Origin of the sequence: Caballeronia sp. AZ7_KS35, from assembly GCF_023631045.1 — a bacterium.
GTDB classification, from domain to species: domain Bacteria; phylum Pseudomonadota; class Gammaproteobacteria; order Burkholderiales; family Burkholderiaceae; genus Caballeronia; species Caballeronia zhejiangensis.
The window spans coordinates 47379-66824 of record NZ_JALQDV010000025.1; the positions used below are offsets into that span (position 1 = coordinate 47379).

The 19446-nt window shown below is 62.6% G+C and carries 18 protein-coding genes; 11 read left to right on the forward strand and 7 right to left on the reverse strand.

Annotated elements, in window-relative coordinates:
- Position 1 precedes the first annotated feature (1 nt).
- The 5 genes from NCT05_RS16010 to NCT05_RS16030 all read left to right on the forward strand — a co-directional run bounded on the left by NCT05_RS16010 (position 2) and on the right by NCT05_RS16030 (position 5124).
- Positions 2 to 1429, forward strand: coding sequence for a YlbE family protein (locus NCT05_RS16010; protein ID WP_250502706.1), 1428 nt, complete (start codon positions 2 to 4; stop codon positions 1427 to 1429).
- Positions 1426 to 2388 (forward strand): carbamate kinase, encoded by a 963-nt coding sequence (locus tag NCT05_RS16015; protein WP_250502707.1) that lies wholly within the window; start codon positions 1426 to 1428, stop codon positions 2386 to 2388. The genes NCT05_RS16010 and NCT05_RS16015 overlap by 4 nt, the downstream gene beginning before the upstream one ends.
- A gap of 40 nt (positions 2389 to 2428) precedes the next feature.
- A complete protein-coding gene (locus NCT05_RS16020; protein WP_250502708.1) occupies positions 2429 to 2821 on the forward strand; it encodes an allophanate hydrolase-related protein in 393 nt (130 codons plus the stop codon).
- 29 nt (positions 2822 to 2850) lie between these two features.
- Complete coding sequence (locus NCT05_RS16025) at positions 2851 to 4113, forward strand: cytosine permease (protein ID WP_250502709.1); 1263 nt, start codon at positions 2851 to 2853, stop codon at positions 4111 to 4113.
- Positions 4114 to 4197: 84 nt separating this feature from the next.
- Positions 4198 to 5124, forward strand: coding sequence for a LysR substrate-binding domain-containing protein (locus NCT05_RS16030; protein ID WP_008354080.1), 927 nt, complete (start codon positions 4198 to 4200; stop codon positions 5122 to 5124).
- Here NCT05_RS16030 and NCT05_RS16035 read toward each other — a convergent pair.
- Positions 5075 to 6496, reverse strand: coding sequence for a heavy metal sensor histidine kinase (locus NCT05_RS16035; protein ID WP_250436346.1), 1422 nt, complete (start codon positions 6494 to 6496; stop codon positions 5075 to 5077). The genes NCT05_RS16030 and NCT05_RS16035 overlap by 50 nt on opposite strands.
- Complete coding sequence (locus NCT05_RS16040; RefSeq protein WP_175982952.1) at positions 6493 to 7164, reverse strand: heavy metal response regulator transcription factor; 672 nt, start codon at positions 7162 to 7164, stop codon at positions 6493 to 6495. The genes NCT05_RS16035 and NCT05_RS16040 overlap by 4 nt, the downstream gene beginning before the upstream one ends.
- A 115-nt stretch (positions 7165 to 7279) precedes the next feature.
- On the opposite strand from NCT05_RS16040, the gene NCT05_RS16045 reads away from it, so the two are divergent.
- Genes NCT05_RS16045 through NCT05_RS16055 form a run of 3 tightly spaced genes read left to right on the forward strand, consistent with a single transcriptional unit; the run spans position 7280 to position 9324 of the window.
- Positions 7280 to 7903 carry a cytochrome b/b6 domain-containing protein gene (locus NCT05_RS16045; protein WP_250436347.1) on the forward strand — a complete coding sequence of 208 codons (624 nt, stop codon included), beginning with the start codon at positions 7280 to 7282 and terminating at the stop codon, positions 7901 to 7903.
- Between the two features lie 3 nt (positions 7904 to 7906).
- The gene (locus NCT05_RS16050) at positions 7907 to 8680 is read left to right on the forward strand and encodes a molybdopterin-dependent oxidoreductase (RefSeq protein WP_250440360.1); all 774 of its coding nucleotides are present in this window, start codon (positions 7907 to 7909) and stop codon (positions 8678 to 8680) included.
- Between the two features lie 32 nt (positions 8681 to 8712).
- A complete protein-coding gene (locus NCT05_RS16055; RefSeq protein ID WP_008354074.1) occupies positions 8713 to 9324 on the forward strand; it encodes a hypothetical protein in 612 nt (203 codons plus the stop codon).
- A gap of 58 nt (positions 9325 to 9382) precedes the next feature.
- Here NCT05_RS16055 and NCT05_RS16060 read toward each other — a convergent pair whose 3' ends face one another.
- Positions 9383 to 9799 (reverse strand): MarR family winged helix-turn-helix transcriptional regulator, encoded by a 417-nt coding sequence (locus tag NCT05_RS16060; protein WP_008354073.1) that lies wholly within the window; start codon positions 9797 to 9799, stop codon positions 9383 to 9385.
- 153 nt (positions 9800 to 9952) lie between these two features.
- On the opposite strand from NCT05_RS16060, the gene NCT05_RS16065 reads away from it, so the two are divergent.
- Together NCT05_RS16065 and NCT05_RS37015 are read left to right on the forward strand one after the other, a co-directional pair.
- Complete coding sequence (locus tag NCT05_RS16065) at positions 9953 to 11404, forward strand: NAD-dependent succinate-semialdehyde dehydrogenase (protein WP_250502710.1); 1452 nt, start codon at positions 9953 to 9955, stop codon at positions 11402 to 11404.
- A 127-nt stretch (positions 11405 to 11531) separates the two neighbouring features.
- A complete protein-coding gene (locus NCT05_RS37015; RefSeq protein ID WP_250502711.1) occupies positions 11532 to 12362 on the forward strand; it encodes an NAD(P)-dependent oxidoreductase in 831 nt (276 codons plus the stop codon).
- Here the strand turns inward: NCT05_RS37015 and NCT05_RS16075 are convergent.
- On the reverse strand, positions 12359 to 13783 hold the full coding sequence (locus tag NCT05_RS16075; protein ID WP_175982956.1) for an aminotransferase-like domain-containing protein: 1425 nt from the start codon (positions 13781 to 13783) through the stop codon (positions 12359 to 12361). The two genes, NCT05_RS37015 and NCT05_RS16075, sit on opposite strands and share 4 nt — an antisense overlap.
- 301 nt (positions 13784 to 14084) lie before the next feature.
- On the opposite strand from NCT05_RS16075, the gene NCT05_RS16080 reads away from it, so the two are divergent.
- A complete protein-coding gene (locus tag NCT05_RS16080; RefSeq protein ID WP_250502712.1) occupies positions 14085 to 14408 on the forward strand; it encodes a DUF2917 domain-containing protein in 324 nt (107 codons plus the stop codon).
- Between the two features lie 96 nt (positions 14409 to 14504).
- Here the strand turns inward: NCT05_RS16080 and acnA are convergent, their stop codons facing one another.
- The 3 genes from acnA to NCT05_RS16095 are packed head-to-tail and all read right to left on the reverse strand — an operon-like array spanning position 14505 to position 19246.
- Positions 14505 to 17210: an aconitate hydratase AcnA gene (gene acnA / locus NCT05_RS16085; RefSeq protein WP_250459143.1), complete on the reverse strand. Its 2706-nt coding sequence runs from the start codon at positions 17208 to 17210 to the stop codon at positions 14505 to 14507.
- Between the two features lie 39 nt (positions 17211 to 17249).
- A complete protein-coding gene (locus tag NCT05_RS16090) occupies positions 17250 to 18701 on the reverse strand; it encodes a bifunctional 2-methylcitrate dehydratase/aconitate hydratase (RefSeq protein WP_250502713.1) in 1452 nt (483 codons plus the stop codon).
- 32 nt (positions 18702 to 18733) lie between these two features.
- Complete coding sequence (locus NCT05_RS16095) at positions 18734 to 19246, reverse strand: hypothetical protein (RefSeq protein WP_008354065.1); 513 nt, start codon at positions 19244 to 19246, stop codon at positions 18734 to 18736.
- Positions 19247 to 19446 lie beyond the last annotated feature (200 nt).

The following is a 19446-nucleotide window of genomic DNA, read 5'->3' on the forward strand; positions in this document are numbered from 1 at the left end:
AATGAACCGATTGTTTGGTCAGCCACTGAAAGTGGTGAACTGCGGGCTCACGAGCTTCGCCGACAACCTGCGTCTCGCGGGCGGCGAAGTCAGTCACGTCAACTGGCAGCCGCCCGCTCTCGGCGATGTCGCCGCGGGCCTCGATCTCGCGTGGCTGATGCGTCATCCGCTCGTCGAGCAGGCGAACGACATTGCATTCGCGCGTTATCTCGAAGCGCAGCCGGTGTTGAAAGACATCGCTACGGCATCCGAAGCAATCAGCGCTATGGGCGCGCGCAAGCTGATTCTCCACTCCGGTCCGCCGATCGCGTGGGAGAACATGTGCGGGCCGGTGAAGGGCGCGATCATCGGCGCGGTGATGCTCGAAGGCTGGGCCGCCGATCACGCCGCCGCCGAACGCCTGATTCTCGACGGCAAGGTCGATCTCGAGCCGTGTCACCACCATCAGGCCGTCGGTCCGATGGCGGGCATCATCAGTCCGTCGATGCCGCTTTTCGTCGTCGAGAACAAGGCGAACGGGCATCGCACGTACAGCAATCTGAACGAAGGTCTCGGCAAGGTGCTGCGCTTCGGCGCGAACAGCACGGAAGTGCTCGACCGTCTGCGCTGGATGAAAGCGACGCTCGCGCCCGCGCTGAAGGCCGCGCTCGCGGTGTCCGGCGAGATCGAGCTGAAGCCGCTGATGGCGCAGGCGCTGCATATGGGCGATGAAGTCCACAACCGCAACAGCGCGGCGACGGGCCTCTTCATCAAGCGCATCGTGCCCGCGCTGCTCGGCACGCAACTGCCGCTCGCGCAGATTCGCGAAGCGAGCGCGGCGATCATCGCCAACGATCACTTCTTCCTCAACATCTCGATGGCCGCGTGCAAGGCCATGATGGACGCGTGCGCCAACGTGCCTTTCAGCTCGATGGTCTCGGTGATGGCGCGCAACGGCGTGAACTTCGGCATCCGTCTGTCGGGCACCGGCGACCGCTGGTTCCAGGCGAAGGCGAATCCGGTCGAGGGCCTGTTCTTTCCGGGCTATGGCGTCGATGACGCAGCCGCCGATCTCGGCGACAGCGCGATCACCGAAACGGCCGGCGTGGGCGGTTTCGCGATGGCGTCGTCGCCCGCGATCGTGAAGTTCGTCGGCGGCACGCCCGCCGATGCGACCGCGAACAGCCGCCGCATGCAGGCCATCACGCTCGGCGGCAATCCGGCGTTCACGCTGCCCGCGCTCAACTTCGCGCCGACCGCCGCGGGCATCGATGCGCGCAAGGTGGCCGACCGCGGCATTTTGCCCGTCATCAATACGGGCATCGCTCACAAGCAAGCAGGCGTCGGGCAGATCGGCGCAGGCATCACGACCGCGCCGATGGAGTGCTTCGTCGAAGCCATTCGCGCGCTCGCCGAGACCGTCAAACAACACAGCGGACAAGCATCATGACAGTTCGAAAACCTCTGGCAGTCGTCGCCGTGGGCGGCAACGCGCTGATTCGCGACGATCGTCATCTGAGCATTCCCGATCAATACGAAGCGGTGACGGAGAGCGCGACACATATCGCCGACATGATCGCGGCGGGATGGAACGTCGTGCTCACGCATGGCAACGGGCCGCAAGTCGGCTTCATCTTGCGGCGTTCCGAACTCGCGTCTCAGGAAGTCGCGCCCGTGCCGCTCGACTACGCGGTGGGCGATACGCAAGGCGCGATCGGCTACATGTTCCAGAAGGCGCTGACCAACGAGCTGCACCGTCGCGGCATCGAACGGCGCGTCGTTGCGCTCGTGACGCAGACGCGCGTCAGCGCCGACGATCCCGCGTTCGAGAAGCCGGCCAAGCCGGTCGGCGCGTTCTTCGACGAAGCGACCGCGAAGAAGCGTCAGGAAGAGCTCGGCTGGACCTTGATGGAAGACGCGGGACGCGGCTGGCGGCGCACGGTGCCGTCGCCGGAGCCGCTTGAAATCATCGAGCGCGATGTCATCGCGAGCCTGCTCGCGCAAGGCTGCGTGGTGATCGCGTGCGGCGGCGGCGGCATTCCGGTGGTGCGCAAGAACGGCAAGCTGTCCGGCGTCGAGGCGGTCATCGACAAGGACCTCGCATCGGCGCTGCTCGCGCAGCAACTGAAAGCGGATCTGCTGCTGATTCCGACCGGCGTCGAACAGGTCGCGGTGAACCTCGGCACGCCCGAGCAGCGCTGGCTCGACACGATGAGCGTGAGCGAAGCGCGCGAGCTGATCGCGCAGGGTCAGTTCGGCGCGGGCAGCATGCTGCCGAAAGTGGAGGCGATTCTGCGCTTCGTGTCGCACATCGAACCGGACGGCCACGCGGGCGAAGGGCTCATCACGAGTCCGGCGGCGATCAGGCCCGCGCTCGAACGGCGCACGGGTACGTGGATCACGCCGTAACGCGCATACGCCCCCGACATCAACAAGGAGAAGGACACACATGAACGACAAGATACTGCTCGCCGTGAACGGCACGCTGATGCGTGGCCTCGGGCTGGACCACAACATGCTGGCGGCGAAGGGCGAATTCGTGCGCGAGGATCGCACGGACGCGTGCTATCGCATCTGGACCATCAACGATCGTCATCCCGGCATGTTGCGCGTGAAGAGCGGCGGCGTGGCCGTATCGCTGGAAGTCTGGGAATTGCCGATGGCCAATCTCGGCGCGCTCTTGCTCAGCGAACCGGCGGGTCTTTCGATCGGCAAGGTCGTGCTCGCGGACGGCAGCGAAGTGCTCGGCGTCCTCGCCGAACCGTGGCTCGTCGAAGGACAGAAGGAGATCACGGCATCCGGCGGATGGCGCGAATACACCGGCCACCACTACACGCCCTGAATGGAATCGGCATCAGCAAAGGAACTGTCATGAGTCAATCGAAAGAGAGCCGGGTCAGCGCTTCGCCCGGCACTGCGCCGGGCTATCGCATCGCGATGATCCTGCTCGGCATCGCCGTCACGCCGGTGTTGCTGTCGTCGTCGAGTCTCGGCAATCAGATGTCGAACGGCGATCTGATCAAGGTCGTCGGGATCGGCAGCCTGATCCTCGCGATTCTCGCGTCGATCACGATCTCGGTCGGCGAGAAAGCACGGCTGCCGACCTACGGCATCGTGAAGTATCCGTTCGGCGAGAAAGGCGCGATCGCCATCAACGTGCTGCTCGCGGTCAGCCTGTTCGGATGGATCGCGGTGACGGCCAACATGTTCGGCCACTCGGTCGCCGACCTGCTCGCGCAACATGGCGTGAACGTGCCCGCGCCGCTGCTCGTCGCGATCGGCTGCGTGATCTTCGTCGCGTCCACCGCGTTCGGCTTCGAAGTGCTCGGCAAGGTGGCGCAGTTCGCCGTGCCGGTCATCGCGTTGATGATGTGCTATATCGTGCGCGTCGCGCTCAATGGCCAGGCGCCTGCCGTCGATGCGATCGCCGGCATGCCGATGGGCGTCGCGGTATCGACGGTCGTCGGCACGATCATCGTGCTGGTCGCGACCTTGCCCGACTTCGGCAGCTTCACGCATAACCGCAAACACGCGGTCGGCGGCGCGCTGCTCACGTTCCTGATCGCCTATCCGCTGCTGTACTGGGCGGGCGCGACGCCGAGCGTGCTCACGGGCAAGAGCTCGCTGCTCACCGCGATGGCCGTGTTCGGCGCGACCTTGCCGGCCGCCTTGCTGCTGATCTTCGCGACGGTCACGGGCAACGCGGGCAACATGTTCCAGGGCACGCTCGTCACATCGACGCTCATCACGCGCTTTCCGAAGTGGCAGATCACGGTTGCGCTCGGCGTGCTGGCGGCGATCGTCGGCAGCATGAACATCATGTCGTGGTTCATTCCGTTCCTGTTGTTCCTCGGCATCGCGACGCCGCCCGTCGCGGGCATCTATATCGCGGACTTCGTGATGTATCGGCGCAACGGGTATGATGCTGCCGCGCCAGAGCGCGAACCGCAGATCAAGATCATGACCTTCGTCGCGTGGATTCTCGGATCGCTCACGGGTTTCGCGACGGTGAACGGCATGTTCACGGTCACGTCGATTCCCTCACTCGATTCGATTCTCGTTGCGTGCATCGGCTACATGATCCTGAGCCGGTTCGCGCAGGCGAGCGGCACTGTCAAGCCCAGCGGGCACTGACGCAACGATGTGAGCGAAGCGCACGGTGTTCATCGCGCGCTTCGCTCATGTGGCAGGACAAATACTCATGTGGAAGCAGGCTCGATGTTCACTTCGGACGAAAGCATTCGGATAGTCCGGTTGGTTGCGCAGTATCAAAGCATCACGGCGGCCGCGGAACGGCTGAACAAGGTTCCGTCGGCGATCAGTTACACCGTCAGGAAGCTCGAGGAATCGTTCGGCGCGAAGCTGTTCGAGCGCCGCGGTTGCTATATCCGGCTCACCGAGGCGGGCGAATACTTCATCGCGCACAGCAAGGCGATTCTCGACGATCTGCAGGCGCTCAAATGCAATCTCGCCATCGTTCAGGGGGGCATCGAGCCCGAGCTCACCGTGGCCGTCAACAACATCGTGCCGCGCGACGCGATCATCCAGTTCTTGTGCGATCTGGAAGATGCGTATCCGACGACGCGCGTCACGATCCAGCAGGAGGTGTACAACGGCTGCTGGGACGCGCTCTATGCAAGCAAGGCGGATATCGTCGTCGGCGCGCCGCATTTCGTGCCGAAGACCGACGGCATCACGAGCGTCGCGCTCGGCCATCTCGCGTGGGACTTTCTCGTGGGCGCCGATCATCCGCTCGCGGATGCGCCGCATATCCTGCAAAGCGCGGAGTTGCGGAAGTATCCGGCGGTCTGCATCAAGGACACGTCGATCGATTTCGATCCGATGCATGCGTGGCTTCTGGAAGGGCAGAAGCCGATCTTCGTTCCCGACTTTTCGATGGCCGTGAGAATCATCGCGCGCAATGTCGCGATCGGCTATGTGCCCACGCATATCCGCGCGGCATTCGGCGACGCCGGGCTCGTCAGTAAGTCGATTCAGGAGCAGAAGCACGCGACGCGGCTCTTCCTCGCGCATCGTTCGGATGGCGTCGGCAAGGTGCGGGCATGGTGCGTCGACTATCTGATGCGACCGGAATTCAGGGCGTGGTTGTGCGGCGATGCTCCGCAGCAGGGAAGCGCAAGGTGAATTCGATCCACCCGTCCGGCGTGGATTCGGCGGATGCGACGCCGCCATGCAGCCGCATGATCGCCTGAACGATCGACAAGCCGAGTCCGCTCGATTCCGTGAACTCGCTGCGCGCCGCGTCGCCGCGATAAAAGCGGTCGAACAGCTTCGCGAGCTCTTCCTTCTCGATGTGCGCGCCGCGATTGCCCACGACGATGCTCGCGCCTTGTTCATCCGCGTAACCGCGCAGCCGGACCACGGTGCCCGCCGTCGCATAACGCACCGCATTCACGACGACATTGCCGATCGCCCTGCGGCACATGATTGCATTCGCAAGCATTTCGCCTTCGGCCTGGATATCGAACGTGATGCGGCGTTCATCGGCGATGCCTTCGAAGTAAGCGCCGATCGTCTCGAGCTCTTCGCGGATATCGAGCCGCTCCCGTTCGATCTGTTGCTGCTCATGATCCGCCTGCGCGAGAAAGAGAATGTTCTGCGCGATGCGCGCGAGGCGCTCCAGTTCTTCCAGATTCGATTCGAGCACGCTGCGATACTCCGCGACGCTGCGCTCGTGCGCGAGCGTGACCTGCGTTTGACCGACCAACACGCCGATCGGCGTGCGCAGTTCATGCGCGAGATCGGCGGAGAACTGCACCAGACGCTCGTAGCCGTGTTCGAGCCGGTCGAGCATCGCATTGAACGACGCCGCGAGGCTTTGCAATTCGGCGGGCGCATGGGCGACGTCGAGCCGCGCGGACAATCGGTTCGGCGTGATTTCGGCGGCTTTATCGGCCATCAGTTTGAGCGGCATGAGTCCGCGGCTCGTGACCCAGTAAGCGAGCAGCAACGTCACGAGCACCGCGCCGATCACGTTGATCCATACGCGCTTCAGATACGCCGACAACACGATCGCTTCCTGCGTCATCACATGCGCGGCGATGATCTCGACGACCTCGCCGTTCTCGCCGATGCGCGCCTGCGCGCCGACCCAGCGCATCCGCACGCCGTCCGCGCGCGAGCCTTCGTACAGGTCATCGAGTCCGATGGCGCGCGTCACAGGCACGACATCGAGCGGCGGCAACGGCATCTTCTCCGGATTGACGTAGATGAAAGGCCCCGAGCCCGCGCGTCGGAAGAGGATGACGTCCTGACGATCGCCTAGCATCGTTTCGAAGAGCCGAGGTCGCGCTTCGATTTCCTTGATCGTGTAGAGATCGTGCAGAAGCGAGCGGAAATGCTCGACGCGCGCGATCAGCTGGTAATCCGCGCGCGTGGACAGCGCGCGATTCGTCGCGTGATAGAGCGATGCGCCGATCATGCCGACGACGATGCACACGATCACCGCAAACGACAACGCGATACGTACCGCAAGCGAGCGCGATGGCCGGTTCAAGGATTCTCCCCGAACGAATAGCCGATGCTGCGCACCGTATGAATGAGCTTCAGATCGAATGGATTGTCGATCTTCGCGCGCAGCCGCTTCACCGCGACGTCGACGACATTGGTGTCGCTGTCGAAGTTCATGTCCCACACTTCCGATGCGATCAGGGTGCGCGACAGCGCCTCGCCCTGATGCTTGCAAAAGAGATGCAGCAGCGCGAATTCCTTGTTCGTGAGCACGATGTCGATGCCCTTGCGCGTCACCTTGCGACGCAGCACATCCACATGAAGATCCGCGATCTGGAACGTATCGGATTCGCGCATCACGCCGCGTCTGAGCAGCGTGCGAATGCGCAAGACGAGTTCGGTGAAAGAGAAGGGCTTGACGAGATAATCGTCCGCGCCGAGTTCGAGTCCGTGAATGCGGTCCGTCACGTGATCGCGTGCGGTGAGAAAAATGACAGGCAAGTCACGTTTCGCGCGCAAGGCCGACATCACCTGCCAGCCGTCGATGCCCGGCAGCATCACGTCGAGCACGATCAGTTCGTAGGAATTCGCGAGCGCCTGGTGCAGACCGTCCGTGCCGTTGCGAACGAGCTCGACCTGATAGCCGGACTCGATGAGCCCTTTCTTCAGGTAGTCGCCTGTCTTGCGGTCGTCTTCGATAACGAGGATGGTCATGCTCGCACTGCATTCGATGGATTGCCGACATTCTAGCCAGAGCGCGCGCGACGCTCGCAAAGATGACAAAAAAGTCATCGAGAGGTCATCGATCGATCAGCGGCGCGTCGCTACCATGCCCTCGAAATCTCAACGACTCGCGAGGCTCGACGACGTGCAAATCCAACCGTTATGGCTGCGCATCACGCACTGGCTCAACGCGTTCGCCGTGTTGATCATGGTGACGAGCGGCTGGCAGATCTACAACGCATCGCCGATTTTCAAATCGCTGACCTTCTCGTCCGCGATCACGCTCGGCGGCTGGCTCGGCGGCGCGCTGCAATGGCATTTCGCGGCGATGTGGCTGCTGGTCGCGAATTTTATCGTGTACGTCGCGATGAATCTCTTCACCGGACGCCTGCGCCGCCGCATGTTTCCGCTCTCCATCAAGAGCATTTTCACCGACGCCTTCGCCGCGCTACGCGGCAAGCTCGGTCACGACGATCTCACGCATTACAACGCGGTGCAGAAGTTCGCGTATCTCGCGGTGATCGTGGACATCGCGATCGTGATCCTGTCGGGACTCGCGGTGTGGAAATCGGTGCAGTTTCCCTTGCTTCGCACGTTGATGGGCGGTTACGACAACGCTCGCATCGTGCATTTCTTCGGCATGAGTTTTCTCGTGGCGTTCTTCGTCGTGCACGTCGCGATGGTCGCGCTCGTGCCGCGCTCGCTCGTGCTGATGATCCGAGGTCGCTAACACATGTCGCTCAAGCTATTCAAATCGAGACCCGACGCTGAACTCATCATCAAGGATGCCGCGAAGGAACTGAAGGCGCCGGCGCGCCGTTTGTTCGGCAAGCGCATTCTTTCGCTGGGCGGCCTCGCGATGCTGTCGGGCTGCAACATCACCGACGACAAATCGGTCAACGCGATGCTGCGCCGCATTTCATCCTTCAACGACGACATGCAGGCGTTGCTATTCGACCCGAACCAGCTCGCGCCGACTTATCCCGACTCGATGATCACGCGGCCGTTTCCGTTCAACGCGTTCTATGACATCGATGAAGTGCCCGAAGTCGATCCATCGACATACAAGCTGGAGATTGGCGGCCTCGTCAAAGGCAAGCGTGTGTGGACGCTCGACGAACTGCACGCGATGCCGCAGGAAAGCCAGGTGACACGGCATATCTGTATCGAAGGCTGGAGTGCGATCGGCAAGTGGGGCGGCGTGCGATTCGCGCAAATCCTCGCGCGTGCAGGCGCCGATACGAGCGCGAAATACGTGGCCTTTCATTGCGCCGACAACTACTCGACGAGCATCGACATGCCGACCGCGCTGCACGCGCAGACGCTGCTCACGCTCACCTACGACGGCCAGATTTTGCCGGCGAAGTACGGCTTCCCGATGAAGCTGCGCATGCCGACCAAGCTCGGTTACAAGAATCCGAAGCACATCGTCGCGATCACTGTGACGAACGATTATCCCGGCGGCTATTGGGAGAACCAGGGCTACAACTGGTTCGGCGGTTCCTGAAGCCTTTGCTTTCATCACCAGAAGGAGATTGCATGTCGATTCGACTCAAACTTGGCGTCAGCATCGTGACGCTCGCACTCGCATCCGCGGCTCTTGCTCAGACGCCCGCCGCGAAACCCGCGCGCATTCGCGGCGATATCGTGTCGCTGTCGGGCGATACGCTGACCGTTCATCGACGCAGCGGCGACACCGTGAAGATCGCCGTCAAGGCAGATACGCCCGTCACCGCGCTGAAGAACATCAAGCTGCAGGACATCAAGCCGGGCTCGTTCGTCGGCACGGCGGCGACCACCGGCACCGACGGCAAGCTCACCGCGACCGAGGTACTCGTGTTCCCGGAAGCCGCGCGCGGCACAGGCGAAGGCCACTATGAATGGGATCTCGGACCGAAGAGCTCGATGACCAACGCGAACGTCGACCAGGTCGTGCAAGGCACGAGCGGCCGCGATCTGAAGCTCTCGTACAAGGGCGGCGCGAACTCGGTGACCGTACCGGAGAACGTGCCCGTTGTGACGTTCGCCCCCGCGACGCACGATGACCTGAAGCCCGGAAAGAAAGTGTTCGTCGTCGCGACTCCGGCTGGTTCGGACTTCGCGGCGCAACGCATCGTCGTGGAGAAGGATGGCGTCGCGCCGCCGATGTAAGCGTCACCTTCGATAAAGTCCCTGCACGCGCCCGCCGATCATCGATCGCGGGCGTTTGTCATTCCAGCGTCGTGCGTATATGCCTCACGCTCGACACCGTGTCGTCGAAACGCGCGTTGCCGAGCTTGCGCTTCATGCGCCGCGTGACCTCCGAGCTGACCGCGCCGATGCGCTTCATCATCGCGACCGCGGAATCGGTCGGATGAATGGCGGATTCGCGGCCATCGCGTTCAGTGGACCAGCGCTCGACGAGCCCCAGTTTCGCCAGTCCGTCGAGCGTGCGCGTGGCAGTGGGGCGCGTGATCGCGAGTGCATCGGCAAGCGTGCCTTGAAGCTGCCCGGGATGCTCGACAACCGCGCGCAACATGAACGCCTGCGACGGCGTGAGTCCGAACGGCTTGAACGCTTTGGCCCATTCGCGTTCGAGTGCGCGCGCGAGTGCGGTGGTGTTGAAATAAAGGCATTGGTCGAACATACGGGTCACCGTCGTGTCATGTAATTCGATCTGCAACTATCGATTGAACGTAGCGCGCGTCAGCAGATTTTACGTGGCCGCGATACCATGGCCGTCTGCGTCATATGGTCCGGCGCAAGCAACATTGGCCACGCCACTCTCAAGGAGACATGCATGAGCAACACTCGTTCCGACCTTCCGGCTTATCCGAATACCCGGCTTTATATCGACGGCGCGTGGCGCGACGGTTCGCGCGACACGGCCGTCATCAATCCGGCGAACGAAGCGGAGATCGGCCGTCTCGCGCTCGCGGGCGAAGCCGAGCTTTCGCTCGCCGCCGACGCCGCCGCGCGCGGTTTCAAGGAATGGCGCAAGGTTTCGCCCTACGAGCGCAGCAAGCTGATGCGTCGCGCGGCGCAGAACATTCGCGAGCGTGCGGAACAGATCGCCGCCATCATGACGATGGAGCAGGGCAAGCCGTTCGGCGAGGCGCGCATCGAAACGCTGTCGGCAGCGGACATCATCGAATGGTTCGCGGAAGAAGGGCGCCGCACGTATGGCCGCGTGATTCCGTCGCGAACGGATGCCGTGCGCCAGATCGTGACGCGTGAGCCGGTCGGTCCGGTCGCCGCGTTCACGCCGTGGAATTTCCCTATCAATCAGGCGGTGCGCAAGGTATCGGCCGCGCTCGCGTCGGGGTGCTCGGTCGTGCTCAAAGGCCCCGAGGAAACGCCCGCAAGCTGCGCGGCGCTCGTGCAGGCATATGCCGATGCGGGCCTGCCCGCCGGCGTGCTGAATCTGGTCTTCGGCGTGCCCGCCGATGTCTCGAAGTATCTGATCGCGCATCCCGCGATCCGCAAGATTTCGTTCACCGGTTCGACGCCGGTCGGCAAGCTGCTTGCGTCGCTCGCGGGCGAGCACATGAAGCGCGTGACGATGGAACTAGGTGGCCACGCGCCGGCCATCGTGTTCAAGGACGCCGACATCCCCCGCGCCGCGAAGATGCTCGCATCGGCGAAATTCCGCAACGCGGGTCAGGTCTGCATCTCGCCGACGCGCTTTCTCGTCGAAGAATCCGCGTATGACGAGTTCGTGCAGCACTTCATCGCCACCGCGAGCGCGGTGAAAGTGGGCAACGGTCTCGACGATGGCGTTCAGATGGGTCCGCTCGCGAACGGCCGCCGCCTCGAAGCGATGGAACGCCTCGTCGCCGATGCGCGCGAGCACGGCGCGAAGGTGTTGACGGGCGGCGAGCGCACCGGCCGCGAAGGCTACTTCTTCGCGCCGACCGTGCTGACCGATGTGCCGCTCTCCGCGCGCATCATGACCGAAGAGCCGTTTGGCCCGATCGCGCCGATCGCATCGTTCAAGTCGTATGACGAAGTGATCGCCGAGGCCAATCGCCTGCCTTATGGGCTTGCCGCTTACGCTTACACGAGCTCTGCGGCGACGTCAGCGGCGGTGTCGGACGATATCGAAAGCGGCATGCTCTCGATCAATCACCACGGCCTCGCATTGCCGGAGACGCCGTTCGGCGGGGTCAAGGATTCGGGCTACGGCTCGGAAGGCGGCAGTGAAGCGATGGAAGCGTATCTCGTCACGAAGTTCGTGACGGAGCATCGTTGATTCGCGAGTCGGTAGGTTAGTTGGACGGCGGCCCTTCGACGGGCCGCTTTCCTTGATGATCCGATAGTTCGGATGACGAATGAGCGCGGTATGAATCGTCATCGAACAAAGCTACAGGAGCCAGCAAGTGACGCAATCGAAACAACCCACGATCGCAATTCTCGGCGCAGGCAGCATGGGATCGGCCATTGGCCGTACCTTGACGCAAGGCGGTGCGCGCGTGCTGACATCGCTCGAAGGACGCAGCGCGGCGAGCGCAGCGCGTGCGCGCGAAGCCAGCATGGAAGATGCAAGCCTCGACGATCTCGTGGCGTGCGACTTCATTCTGTCGATCGTGCCGCCCTCGGTCGCTGTCGATACCGCGCAGCGCCTCGCTCCTCTGTTCGAACGCGCGAGCGCGCAGCCCGTCTACATCGACTGCAATGCGATCAATCCCGCTACCGTCGGCCAGATCGAGCGCGCGCTCGAACCGACGCGCACGCCGTTCGTCGATGCATCGATCATCGGTCAGCCATCGGCGCCGAAGTTCTACATGTCGGGACCGCATGCAAAGCGCACTCAGCTACTCGCCGATCACGGTCTCGTCGTGCGCGTGCTCGACGGCCCGAACGGCGCCGCATCCGCGCTCAAGATGTCGTATGCGGGCATCACGAAAGGGCTGACGGCGCTCGGCTCGGCGATGGCGCTCGCCGCGATGCGCAACGGCGCGGGCGATGCGCTTCTCAGCGAACTCGCGGCGAGCCAGCCCGCGCTTGCCGCGTGGCTCGCGGGCAATGTGCCGCGCATGCCGCCGAAGGCCTATCGCTGGGTTGCCGAGATGGAAGAGATCGCGGAGTTCATCGGCGACGAGTTCGCGGAGCATCGCATCTACGAAGGCGCGGCCGGACTTTACGCGCGGCTTGCGAAAGACAAGGACGCGACGGACGCGCTCGAACGTTTCTTCAGCGAACGTCGTTAAGCGCGCGCGGCCGCGGTTTCCGTCATGTACTCGAAGAAGCGCGCCGCGCGTCGGTCGCCCGCATAGGCCGAATTGATGCGCACCCACGCACACGCCTCGCCGTTCGGGCGGTAATAGCTGCCCGGCGCGAGCGTGACGCCGAACTTCACGGCTTCGTCGACGAGCACGGATGAATCGTCGATGCCGGGCACTTTCGCCCATACGAAGTTGCCGCCGCTCGGCTCGTCGAACACGTCCCATCCATAGCCTTCGAGCGTTTGCACCGCGCTCGACAGCGAATCGCGCACGCGCTTGCGCAAGCGCTCCAGATACTTGCGATACGTGCCGCGCTCCAGCAGGCCCGCCGCGACGCTTTCGGCGAAGCGCGTGCCGCCGAGGCTCGTCAGCACCTTTACGTCGACGAGATTCTTCACGAGCTCGCGATTCGCCGCGAGATAGCCGATGCGCAGCGACGACGACAAGGTCTTCGACAAGCCGCCCACATAGATCACGCGATCGAGCTGATCGAGCGATGCCAGCCGTTGCGTCGGCACGGCCTGGAAGTCGGCGTAGATATCGTCCTCGACGATGGAAAAGCCGTGCTGGGTCGCGAGTTGCAGCAGCTTGAACGCGACTTGCGGCGCGACGTTCGTCGCAGTCGGATTCTGGAACACGGTGTTGATGAAGAAGAGCTTCGGCTGATGCTGTTTCAGCAGTTCTTCCGCGACGTCGATATCGGGTCCGTTCGCGAGCCGCGGCACGCCGACGAGCCGCACGCCCTGCAGCTTCAGGAGCCCGAAGAGATTGTAGTAACCGGGATCCTCGACGAAGACCGTATCGCCCGGCTTCAGCATGTAGCGCACGACGAGATCGAGCGCCTGGCTCGCGCCGTTCGTGATCATCACGTTGGGAAGATCGGCGTCGATGCCGAGCGCGTTGATCCGCATCGTGACTTGCTGACGCAAATCGGTGTCGCCGTGGGGAATCGCGTAATCGATCACGCTCGATACGTCGGTGCGCGACGCCTGACGGATCGCCTGCGTCAGGCCGTCCACATCGCGCCATGCCTCGGGAATGAAGCCGCTCGACAACTTCAGCGTCTCGCCGGGATAGTTGAACTGCTGGAGGATCTGGTTCGATTCCTCTTCCGCCAGCCGCGGATCGCAATTGCCCGCGTTGCTGTCGCGTTCATCGACGTGATTCGCCACATAGAACCCGGAGCCGTGCTTCGGCTGAATGAGCCCGCGCGACGCGAGACGGTCGTAAGCCTCGATCACCGGAAAGCGGCTGATGCGCTGCTCGGCGGCAAGCTGACGAATCGACGGCAGCTTCGCGCCCGCGAGCACGCGGCGCGAGCGGATCATCGCTTCGATCTGACTGACGATCTGTTCGGTCAGCGGCACGCCGGTGCCGCTGTCGATGTGAAGCGGAAGTGCATTCATGATGTCTGAAACTGTTCAGTGATTTGCTGTGAACAGTTCGAGTTCGCTGTTCGCCAGTGTCGTCTTGCCATTCGAACGCATCCGAAAACCCGCGTCAAGACTGGCCGAATGGCTAGCTAGAGTGTTTTTAAAGTGTCAGATCGATGCGAACTGTTCGGTCAATTTGGCTTAACAGTTTCGGTCAAACTGTTCACAAGTGTTCATTCAAGCTGTTCGCAATCGGTCGAATAATAGGATCAACGGCTGCTCTTGCATCTCTGTCGGGCGGCCTTTCAGTTACGCGATCTGAAGGAGCGGCATCATGCGTGAAATCCGGACATTCGAACTCGACGGGCGCGATGCGCCTACGCGCTGGGTGATCGATCGGCCCCAAACGCTGCGCGTGACGCGCGGGCAAATCTGGCTGACCATCGAAGGCGGCGCCGACGATTACTGGCTGGACGCGGGCGCGTCCGTCGAACTGAAGCCTTACACGACGATCTGGGTCAGCGGGACGACGGACGCCAGCTGGTTCTCGATGTCGTCCGATTCGACGCGGGCGGGCGCGCGTCGCCTGAGGGAGATGGTGCGCACGTTGTTCGCCCGCCGGACGACGTGGCCGCGCATCGCGATCTCCAAAGCGTAGGGAGCCAAAGAAGGGCGAAAAAAAACCCGGCCGTGGCCGGGTCCAATGTTCCCGCGCTCTTTCGAGCGCGGTCACCTGCAAAACTGCTTGAGCCTTTTACGCCGCGAGCAGCGAGCGCAGCACGAACGGCAGAATTCCGCCGTGCTTGTAGTAGTCGACTTCGATCGGCGTATCGATACGCAGCAGCACCTGCACGCGATCGTCCTTGCCGTCCTTGCGATGGATCACGAGCGTGACTTCCTGCTGCGGCTTGAAGTCGTCGCCGAGACCTTCGATGTCGTACGTCTCTTCGCCGGTGATGTTCAGCGACTGCACGCTGTCCGAGCCCTTGAACTGCAGCGGCAGCACGCCCATGCCGACGAGGTTCGAGCGATGGATACGCTCGAAGCTGCGCGCGACCACGGCCTTTACGCCGAGCAGTTGCGTGCCTTTCGCCGCCCAGTCGCGCGACGAACCCGTGCCGTACTCTTCGCCCGCGAACACGATGGTCGGCGTATTGGCGGCGATGTACTTCATCGCTGCGTCGTAGATGGACAGTTGCTCGCCGCTCGGCTGATGAATCGTCAGGCCGCCCTCGACGCGCGTGCCGTCGGCCTTCGCCGGGATCATCAAATTCTTGATGCGGACGTTCGCGAAGGTGCCGCGCATCATCACGTCGTGATTGCCGCGACGCGAGCCGTAGCTGTTGAAGTCGGCCTTCTGCACGCCGTTCGCCTTCAGCCACACGCCGGCCGGCGAGGTTTCCTTGATCGAGCCGGCCGGGCTGATGTGGTCGGTCGTCACGGAATCGCCGAAGATGCCGAGCGCGCGCGCGCCCTTGACCGGGGGAATCGAATCGGCCGGCTTCATCGAGAATTCGCTGCCGAAGAACGGCGGCTCGGCGATGTACGTCGACTTCGGCCAGTCATAGACCTGGCCGCTTTCGCCCGCGATCTTGCTCCACAGGTCGCCTTCCTTCGTGAGCTGAGAGTAGTTCTCGCGGAACGCCTTCGCGTCGAGCGCGAACTTGAGCAGCGCATGAACTTCGTCGCTCGTCGGCCAGATGTCGCCGAGATAGATGTCGCGGCCGTCCGTGCCCTTGCCGACCGGCTCGGTCATCAGATCGCGCGTGATGTTGCCAGCGATCGCGTAGGCGACGACCAGCGGCGGCGAGGCCAGGAAGTTCGCGCGGATGTTCGGGTGAATGCGCGCCTCGAAGTTGCGGTTGCCCGACAGCACGGCTGCCGCGACGACGTCGTTCTTCGTGATGGCATCGTTCAGTTCGGGCGTCAGATCGCCCGCATTGCCGATACACGTCGTGCAACCGTACGCGGCGAGCGTGAAGCCGAGCTTGTCGAGATAGGGCAGGAGGCCCGTCTTCGTCAGATATTCGGTGACGATGCGCGATCCCGGCGCGAGCGACGTCTTGATGTGCGGCGCGACCGTCAGACCCGCTTCGACGGCCTTCTTCGCCAGCAAGCCGGCGGCGAGCAGCACGCTCGGGTTCGACGTGTTCGTGCACGACGTGATCGCGGCGATCAGCACGTCGCCGTTCTTGAGATTCACGCCGTCGGCCGTCGTGTAGTTCGCTTCGAGCTCGGCGGCCTTCTTGTTGAAGCCGTTTTCGCCCACCGGCTTCGAGAACAGGTCGATGAACGTGCTCTTCACATTGCCGATTTCGATGCGGTCTTGCGGACGCTTCGGACCAGCCAGCGACGGCGCGACCGTGCCCAGATCGAGCGTGAGCGTCTTGGTGTAGTCGATTTCGCCGGCCTTCGGCACGCCCCACAGCTTCTGCGCCTTGAAATACTGCTCGAACGCGGCGATTTCGGCGTCGGTGCGGCCCGTGCCCTTGAAGTAGTCGATGGTCTTTTCATCGACGGGGAAGAAGCCCATGGTCGCGCCGTACTCGGGCGCCATGTTGCCGATGGTCGCGCGATCCGGCACGCCGATCGACGCCGTGCCTTCGCCGAAGAACTCGACGAACTTGCCGACGACCTTCTCCTTGCGCAGCATTTCGGTGATGGTCAGCACGAGGTCGGTCGCCGTGCAGCCTTCGCGCAGCTTGCCCTTCAGCTCCACGCCGACGACGTCCGGCGTCAGGAAATACACCGGCTGGCCGAGCATGCCCGCTTCCGCTTCGATGCCGCCCACGCCCCAGCCGACCACGCCGATGCCGTTGATCATCGTCGTGTGCGAGTCGGTGCCGACGAGCGTGTCCGGATAGTAGACGCCGTCCTTCTGATGCACGCCGCGCGCGAGGTATTCGAGGTTCACCTGGTGCACGATACCGATGCCGGGCGGCACGACCTTGAACGTGTCGAACGCCTGCATGCCCCACTTCATGAACTGGTAGCGCTCGTTGTTGCGCTGAAATTCCAGCTTCATGTTCAGATCGAGCGCGTTCGGCTCGCGGAAGTGATCGATCTGCACCGAGTGATCGACGACGAGATCCACCGGTACGAGCGGCTCGATCGCTTTCGGATCCTTGCCCGCGCGCTTCGCGACGCCGCGCATCGCGGCGATGTCGGCGAGCAGCGGCACGCCGGTGAAGTCCTGCAGCACGACACGCGCGACGACGAACGGAATTTCATCGACGCGAGCGGCATTCGGCTTCCAGTTCGCAAGCTGTTCGATGTGTTCTTCGGAAATCTTCTTGCCATCGTAGTTGCGCAGCACCGATTCGAGCACCAGACGAATCGAAACCGGCAGACGCTGAATCTTGACCTTCAGCGCGTCGCCGAGTTGCGGCAGCGAGTAGAACTTGCCTTTGCCGGAACCGCTGTCGAATTCCTTGAGCGTGTTGTGGAGATTGTGGGCCATGGTTATTTTCCTTGGACTAAGACGAGGAAATTGCGCTGCTTAAATCACGTACAGATCGACATATTCATTGACCGGCATCGCTTCGAGCGTTGCCTGATCGAGCGATACCGCGAGGATCGCTTGCTGCTGATTCTGCGGGAAACGGCGCGCCAGATTCGTCCTGAACTTCTCGACGAGCAGCGGTATGCCGTCCGCGCGACGACGCTTGTGACCGATCGGATAGTCCACTTCGACTTCGGCGAGCTTCGATCCGTCGTTGAATTCGACGGTCAATGCATTCGGGATCGAGCGCTTGTCCGGATCGAAATAGTCCTTCGTGAACTGCGGGTCTTCCACGCATTCCATCTTCGCGCGCAGCACGTCGATGCGCGGGTCCTGCGCGACGGAATCTTCGTAATCGGCCGCGGTGAGGCGGCCGTGAATCAGCGGCACCGCGACCATGTACTGAATGCAGTGATCGCGGTCCGCGGGGTTGTCGAGCGGCCCCTTCTTGTCGATGATGCGCAGCGCGGCTTCGTGCGTGCGAATCGTGATCTTGCGGATGTCATCGACGGATTTGCCGGCTTGCTCGAGCTCGCCGTGCAGCGTCATTGCCGCTTCGACGGCCGTTTGCGCATGGAATTCCGCGGGAAACGAAATTTTGAACAGCACGTTCTCCATCACATACGAGCCGTACGGACGCTGGAACGCGAACGCGTTGCCCTTGAAGAGCACGTCGTAAAAGCCCCATGTTTCAGCGGTCAAAACCGACGGATAACCCATCTCGCCGGTCTTCGCGATCAGCGCGAGGCGCACGGCGCGCGAGGTTGCATCGCCCGCTGCCCACGACTTGCGCGAGCCCGTGTTCGGCGCGTGGCGATACGTGCGCAACGCGTGACCATCGACGAAGGCGAGCGACACCGCGTTGACGAGTTCGTCGCGCGTGAGGCCGATCATCTGCCCGACGACCGCGGTGGAGGCCACTTTGACGAGCAAAACGTGATCGAGACCGACCTTGTTGAACGAATTCTCGAGCGCGATGCAGCCTTGAATTTCGTGCGCCTTGACCATCGCGATCAAAACGTCTTTCATGACGAGCGGCTTCTTGCCTGACGCGATCGCGTTGCGCGAAAGCCAGTCCGCCGTGGCGAGGATGCCGCCGAGGTTATCCGACGGATGACCCCATTCGGCGGCGAGCCACGTATCGTTGAAATCGAGCCAGCGGATCATTGCGCCGATGTTGAAGGCGGCCTGAACGGGGTCGAGTTGAAACTGGGTGCCTGGCACCTTCGCACCGTTGGGGACGATCGTGCCCGGCACGATCGGTCCCAGCAGCTTGGTGCAGGCGGGGTACGAAAGGGCTTCGAGTCCGCAGCCGAGCGTGTCGATCAGGCAGTTGCGCGCCGTTTCGAGCGCAAGCGTGCTGTCGACACTGTAGTCGAGCACGTAGTCGACTATTTCGACGAGTACCTTGTCCGGCTCGGGCCGGACATTGGAAATCGGTGCGGACATCGAGGGATTCCTGATTTAAGTGCCGAGCTAACTTACTCCGCGTTCTTGATCAGCGCGTTCGATTGGGTCGGCGCTGCGCCGCCCGCTGCCATTTCGGGCGTCATGCACTCGTCGGCGAGGCGCGACGAGTCCTTGTCCGAGAACAGCATTGCTTTGGTCGGGATCACGACGAGATCCATGCCCGATGCCGAATCGTGGAAACGATCCGCACCGGTCGTCGTGTCCTGACGCGGCAGCTTGTAATCCTTCTTGGCCCAGTTCACGGTGACGATTGCGTCACGCTTCATGTCGCCTTTCAGGTAGAAAGCGTTGCCGTCCTTGCACGACCACTTCACTGCACCTTCGGGAATCGGATCAACCTTGGCCGCCGCGGCCGCTTCGGCCTTGGGACTGCGCTTGATCAGGCGGCGCGCCGGAGCGGGACGCTTGGCCGTGGTTTTGGCCTTGCTTGCATCGGTCGCGGTCGCAGCGAAGGCGTCGGCGCTGACGAAGACGCTCGTCGTAGCCAGCGTGCCGGCGATTGCAGCGATCAGAAGTTTGTTCATCGAAAAAAACCTTTCAAAAACATTGGGGTTGGATGGCGTTTGCCGCGCGGGGTGGATTTCCTCATCGTGAAATCCGATCGCGCAGTCCGCTATTTTCGCTTATTTATCGGGACGAACTTCAAATTCTCCGGACCGGTGTAATTCGCGCTCGGCCGGATGATCTTGTTGTCGATGCGTTGCTCGATGATGTGCGCGCTCCA

Coding starts and splice junctions, on each gene's coding strand:
- NCT05_RS16050 (WP_250440360.1), top strand. CDS start 7,907: ATGTCGCTCAAGCTATTCAAATCGAGACCCGACGCTGAACTCATCATC.
- NCT05_RS16010 (WP_250502706.1), top strand. CDS start 2: ATGAACCGATTGTTTGGTCAGCCACTGAAAGTGGTGAACTGCGGGCTC.
- NCT05_RS16055 (WP_008354074.1), top strand. CDS start 8,713: ATGTCGATTCGACTCAAACTTGGCGTCAGCATCGTGACGCTCGCACTC.
- NCT05_RS16065 (WP_250502710.1), top strand. CDS start 9,953: ATGAGCAACACTCGTTCCGACCTTCCGGCTTATCCGAATACCCGGCTT.
- NCT05_RS16025 (WP_250502709.1), top strand. CDS start 2,851: ATGAGTCAATCGAAAGAGAGCCGGGTCAGCGCTTCGCCCGGCACTGCG.
- NCT05_RS16060 (WP_008354073.1), bottom strand. CDS start 9,799: ATGTTCGACCAATGCCTTTATTTCAACACCACCGCACTCGCGCGCGCA.
- NCT05_RS16090 (WP_250502713.1), bottom strand. CDS start 18,701: ATGTCCGCACCGATTTCCAATGTCCGGCCCGAGCCGGACAAGGTACTC.
- NCT05_RS16040 (WP_175982952.1), bottom strand. CDS start 7,164: ATGACCATCCTCGTTATCGAAGACGACCGCAAGACAGGCGACTACCTG.
- NCT05_RS16030 (WP_008354080.1), top strand. CDS start 4,198: ATGTTCACTTCGGACGAAAGCATTCGGATAGTCCGGTTGGTTGCGCAG.
- acnA (WP_250459143.1), bottom strand. CDS start 17,210: ATGGCCCACAATCTCCACAACACGCTCAAGGAATTCGACAGCGGTTCC.
- NCT05_RS16095 (WP_008354065.1), bottom strand. CDS start 19,246: ATGAACAAACTTCTGATCGCTGCAATCGCCGGCACGCTGGCTACGACG.
- NCT05_RS16080 (WP_250502712.1), top strand. CDS start 14,085: ATGCGTGAAATCCGGACATTCGAACTCGACGGGCGCGATGCGCCTACG.
- NCT05_RS16015 (WP_250502707.1), top strand. CDS start 1,426: ATGACAGTTCGAAAACCTCTGGCAGTCGTCGCCGTGGGCGGCAACGCG.
- NCT05_RS16045 (WP_250436347.1), top strand. CDS start 7,280: ATGCCCTCGAAATCTCAACGACTCGCGAGGCTCGACGACGTGCAAATC.
- NCT05_RS16075 (WP_175982956.1), bottom strand. CDS start 13,783: ATGAATGCACTTCCGCTTCACATCGACAGCGGCACCGGCGTGCCGCTG.
- NCT05_RS16020 (WP_250502708.1), top strand. CDS start 2,429: ATGAACGACAAGATACTGCTCGCCGTGAACGGCACGCTGATGCGTGGC.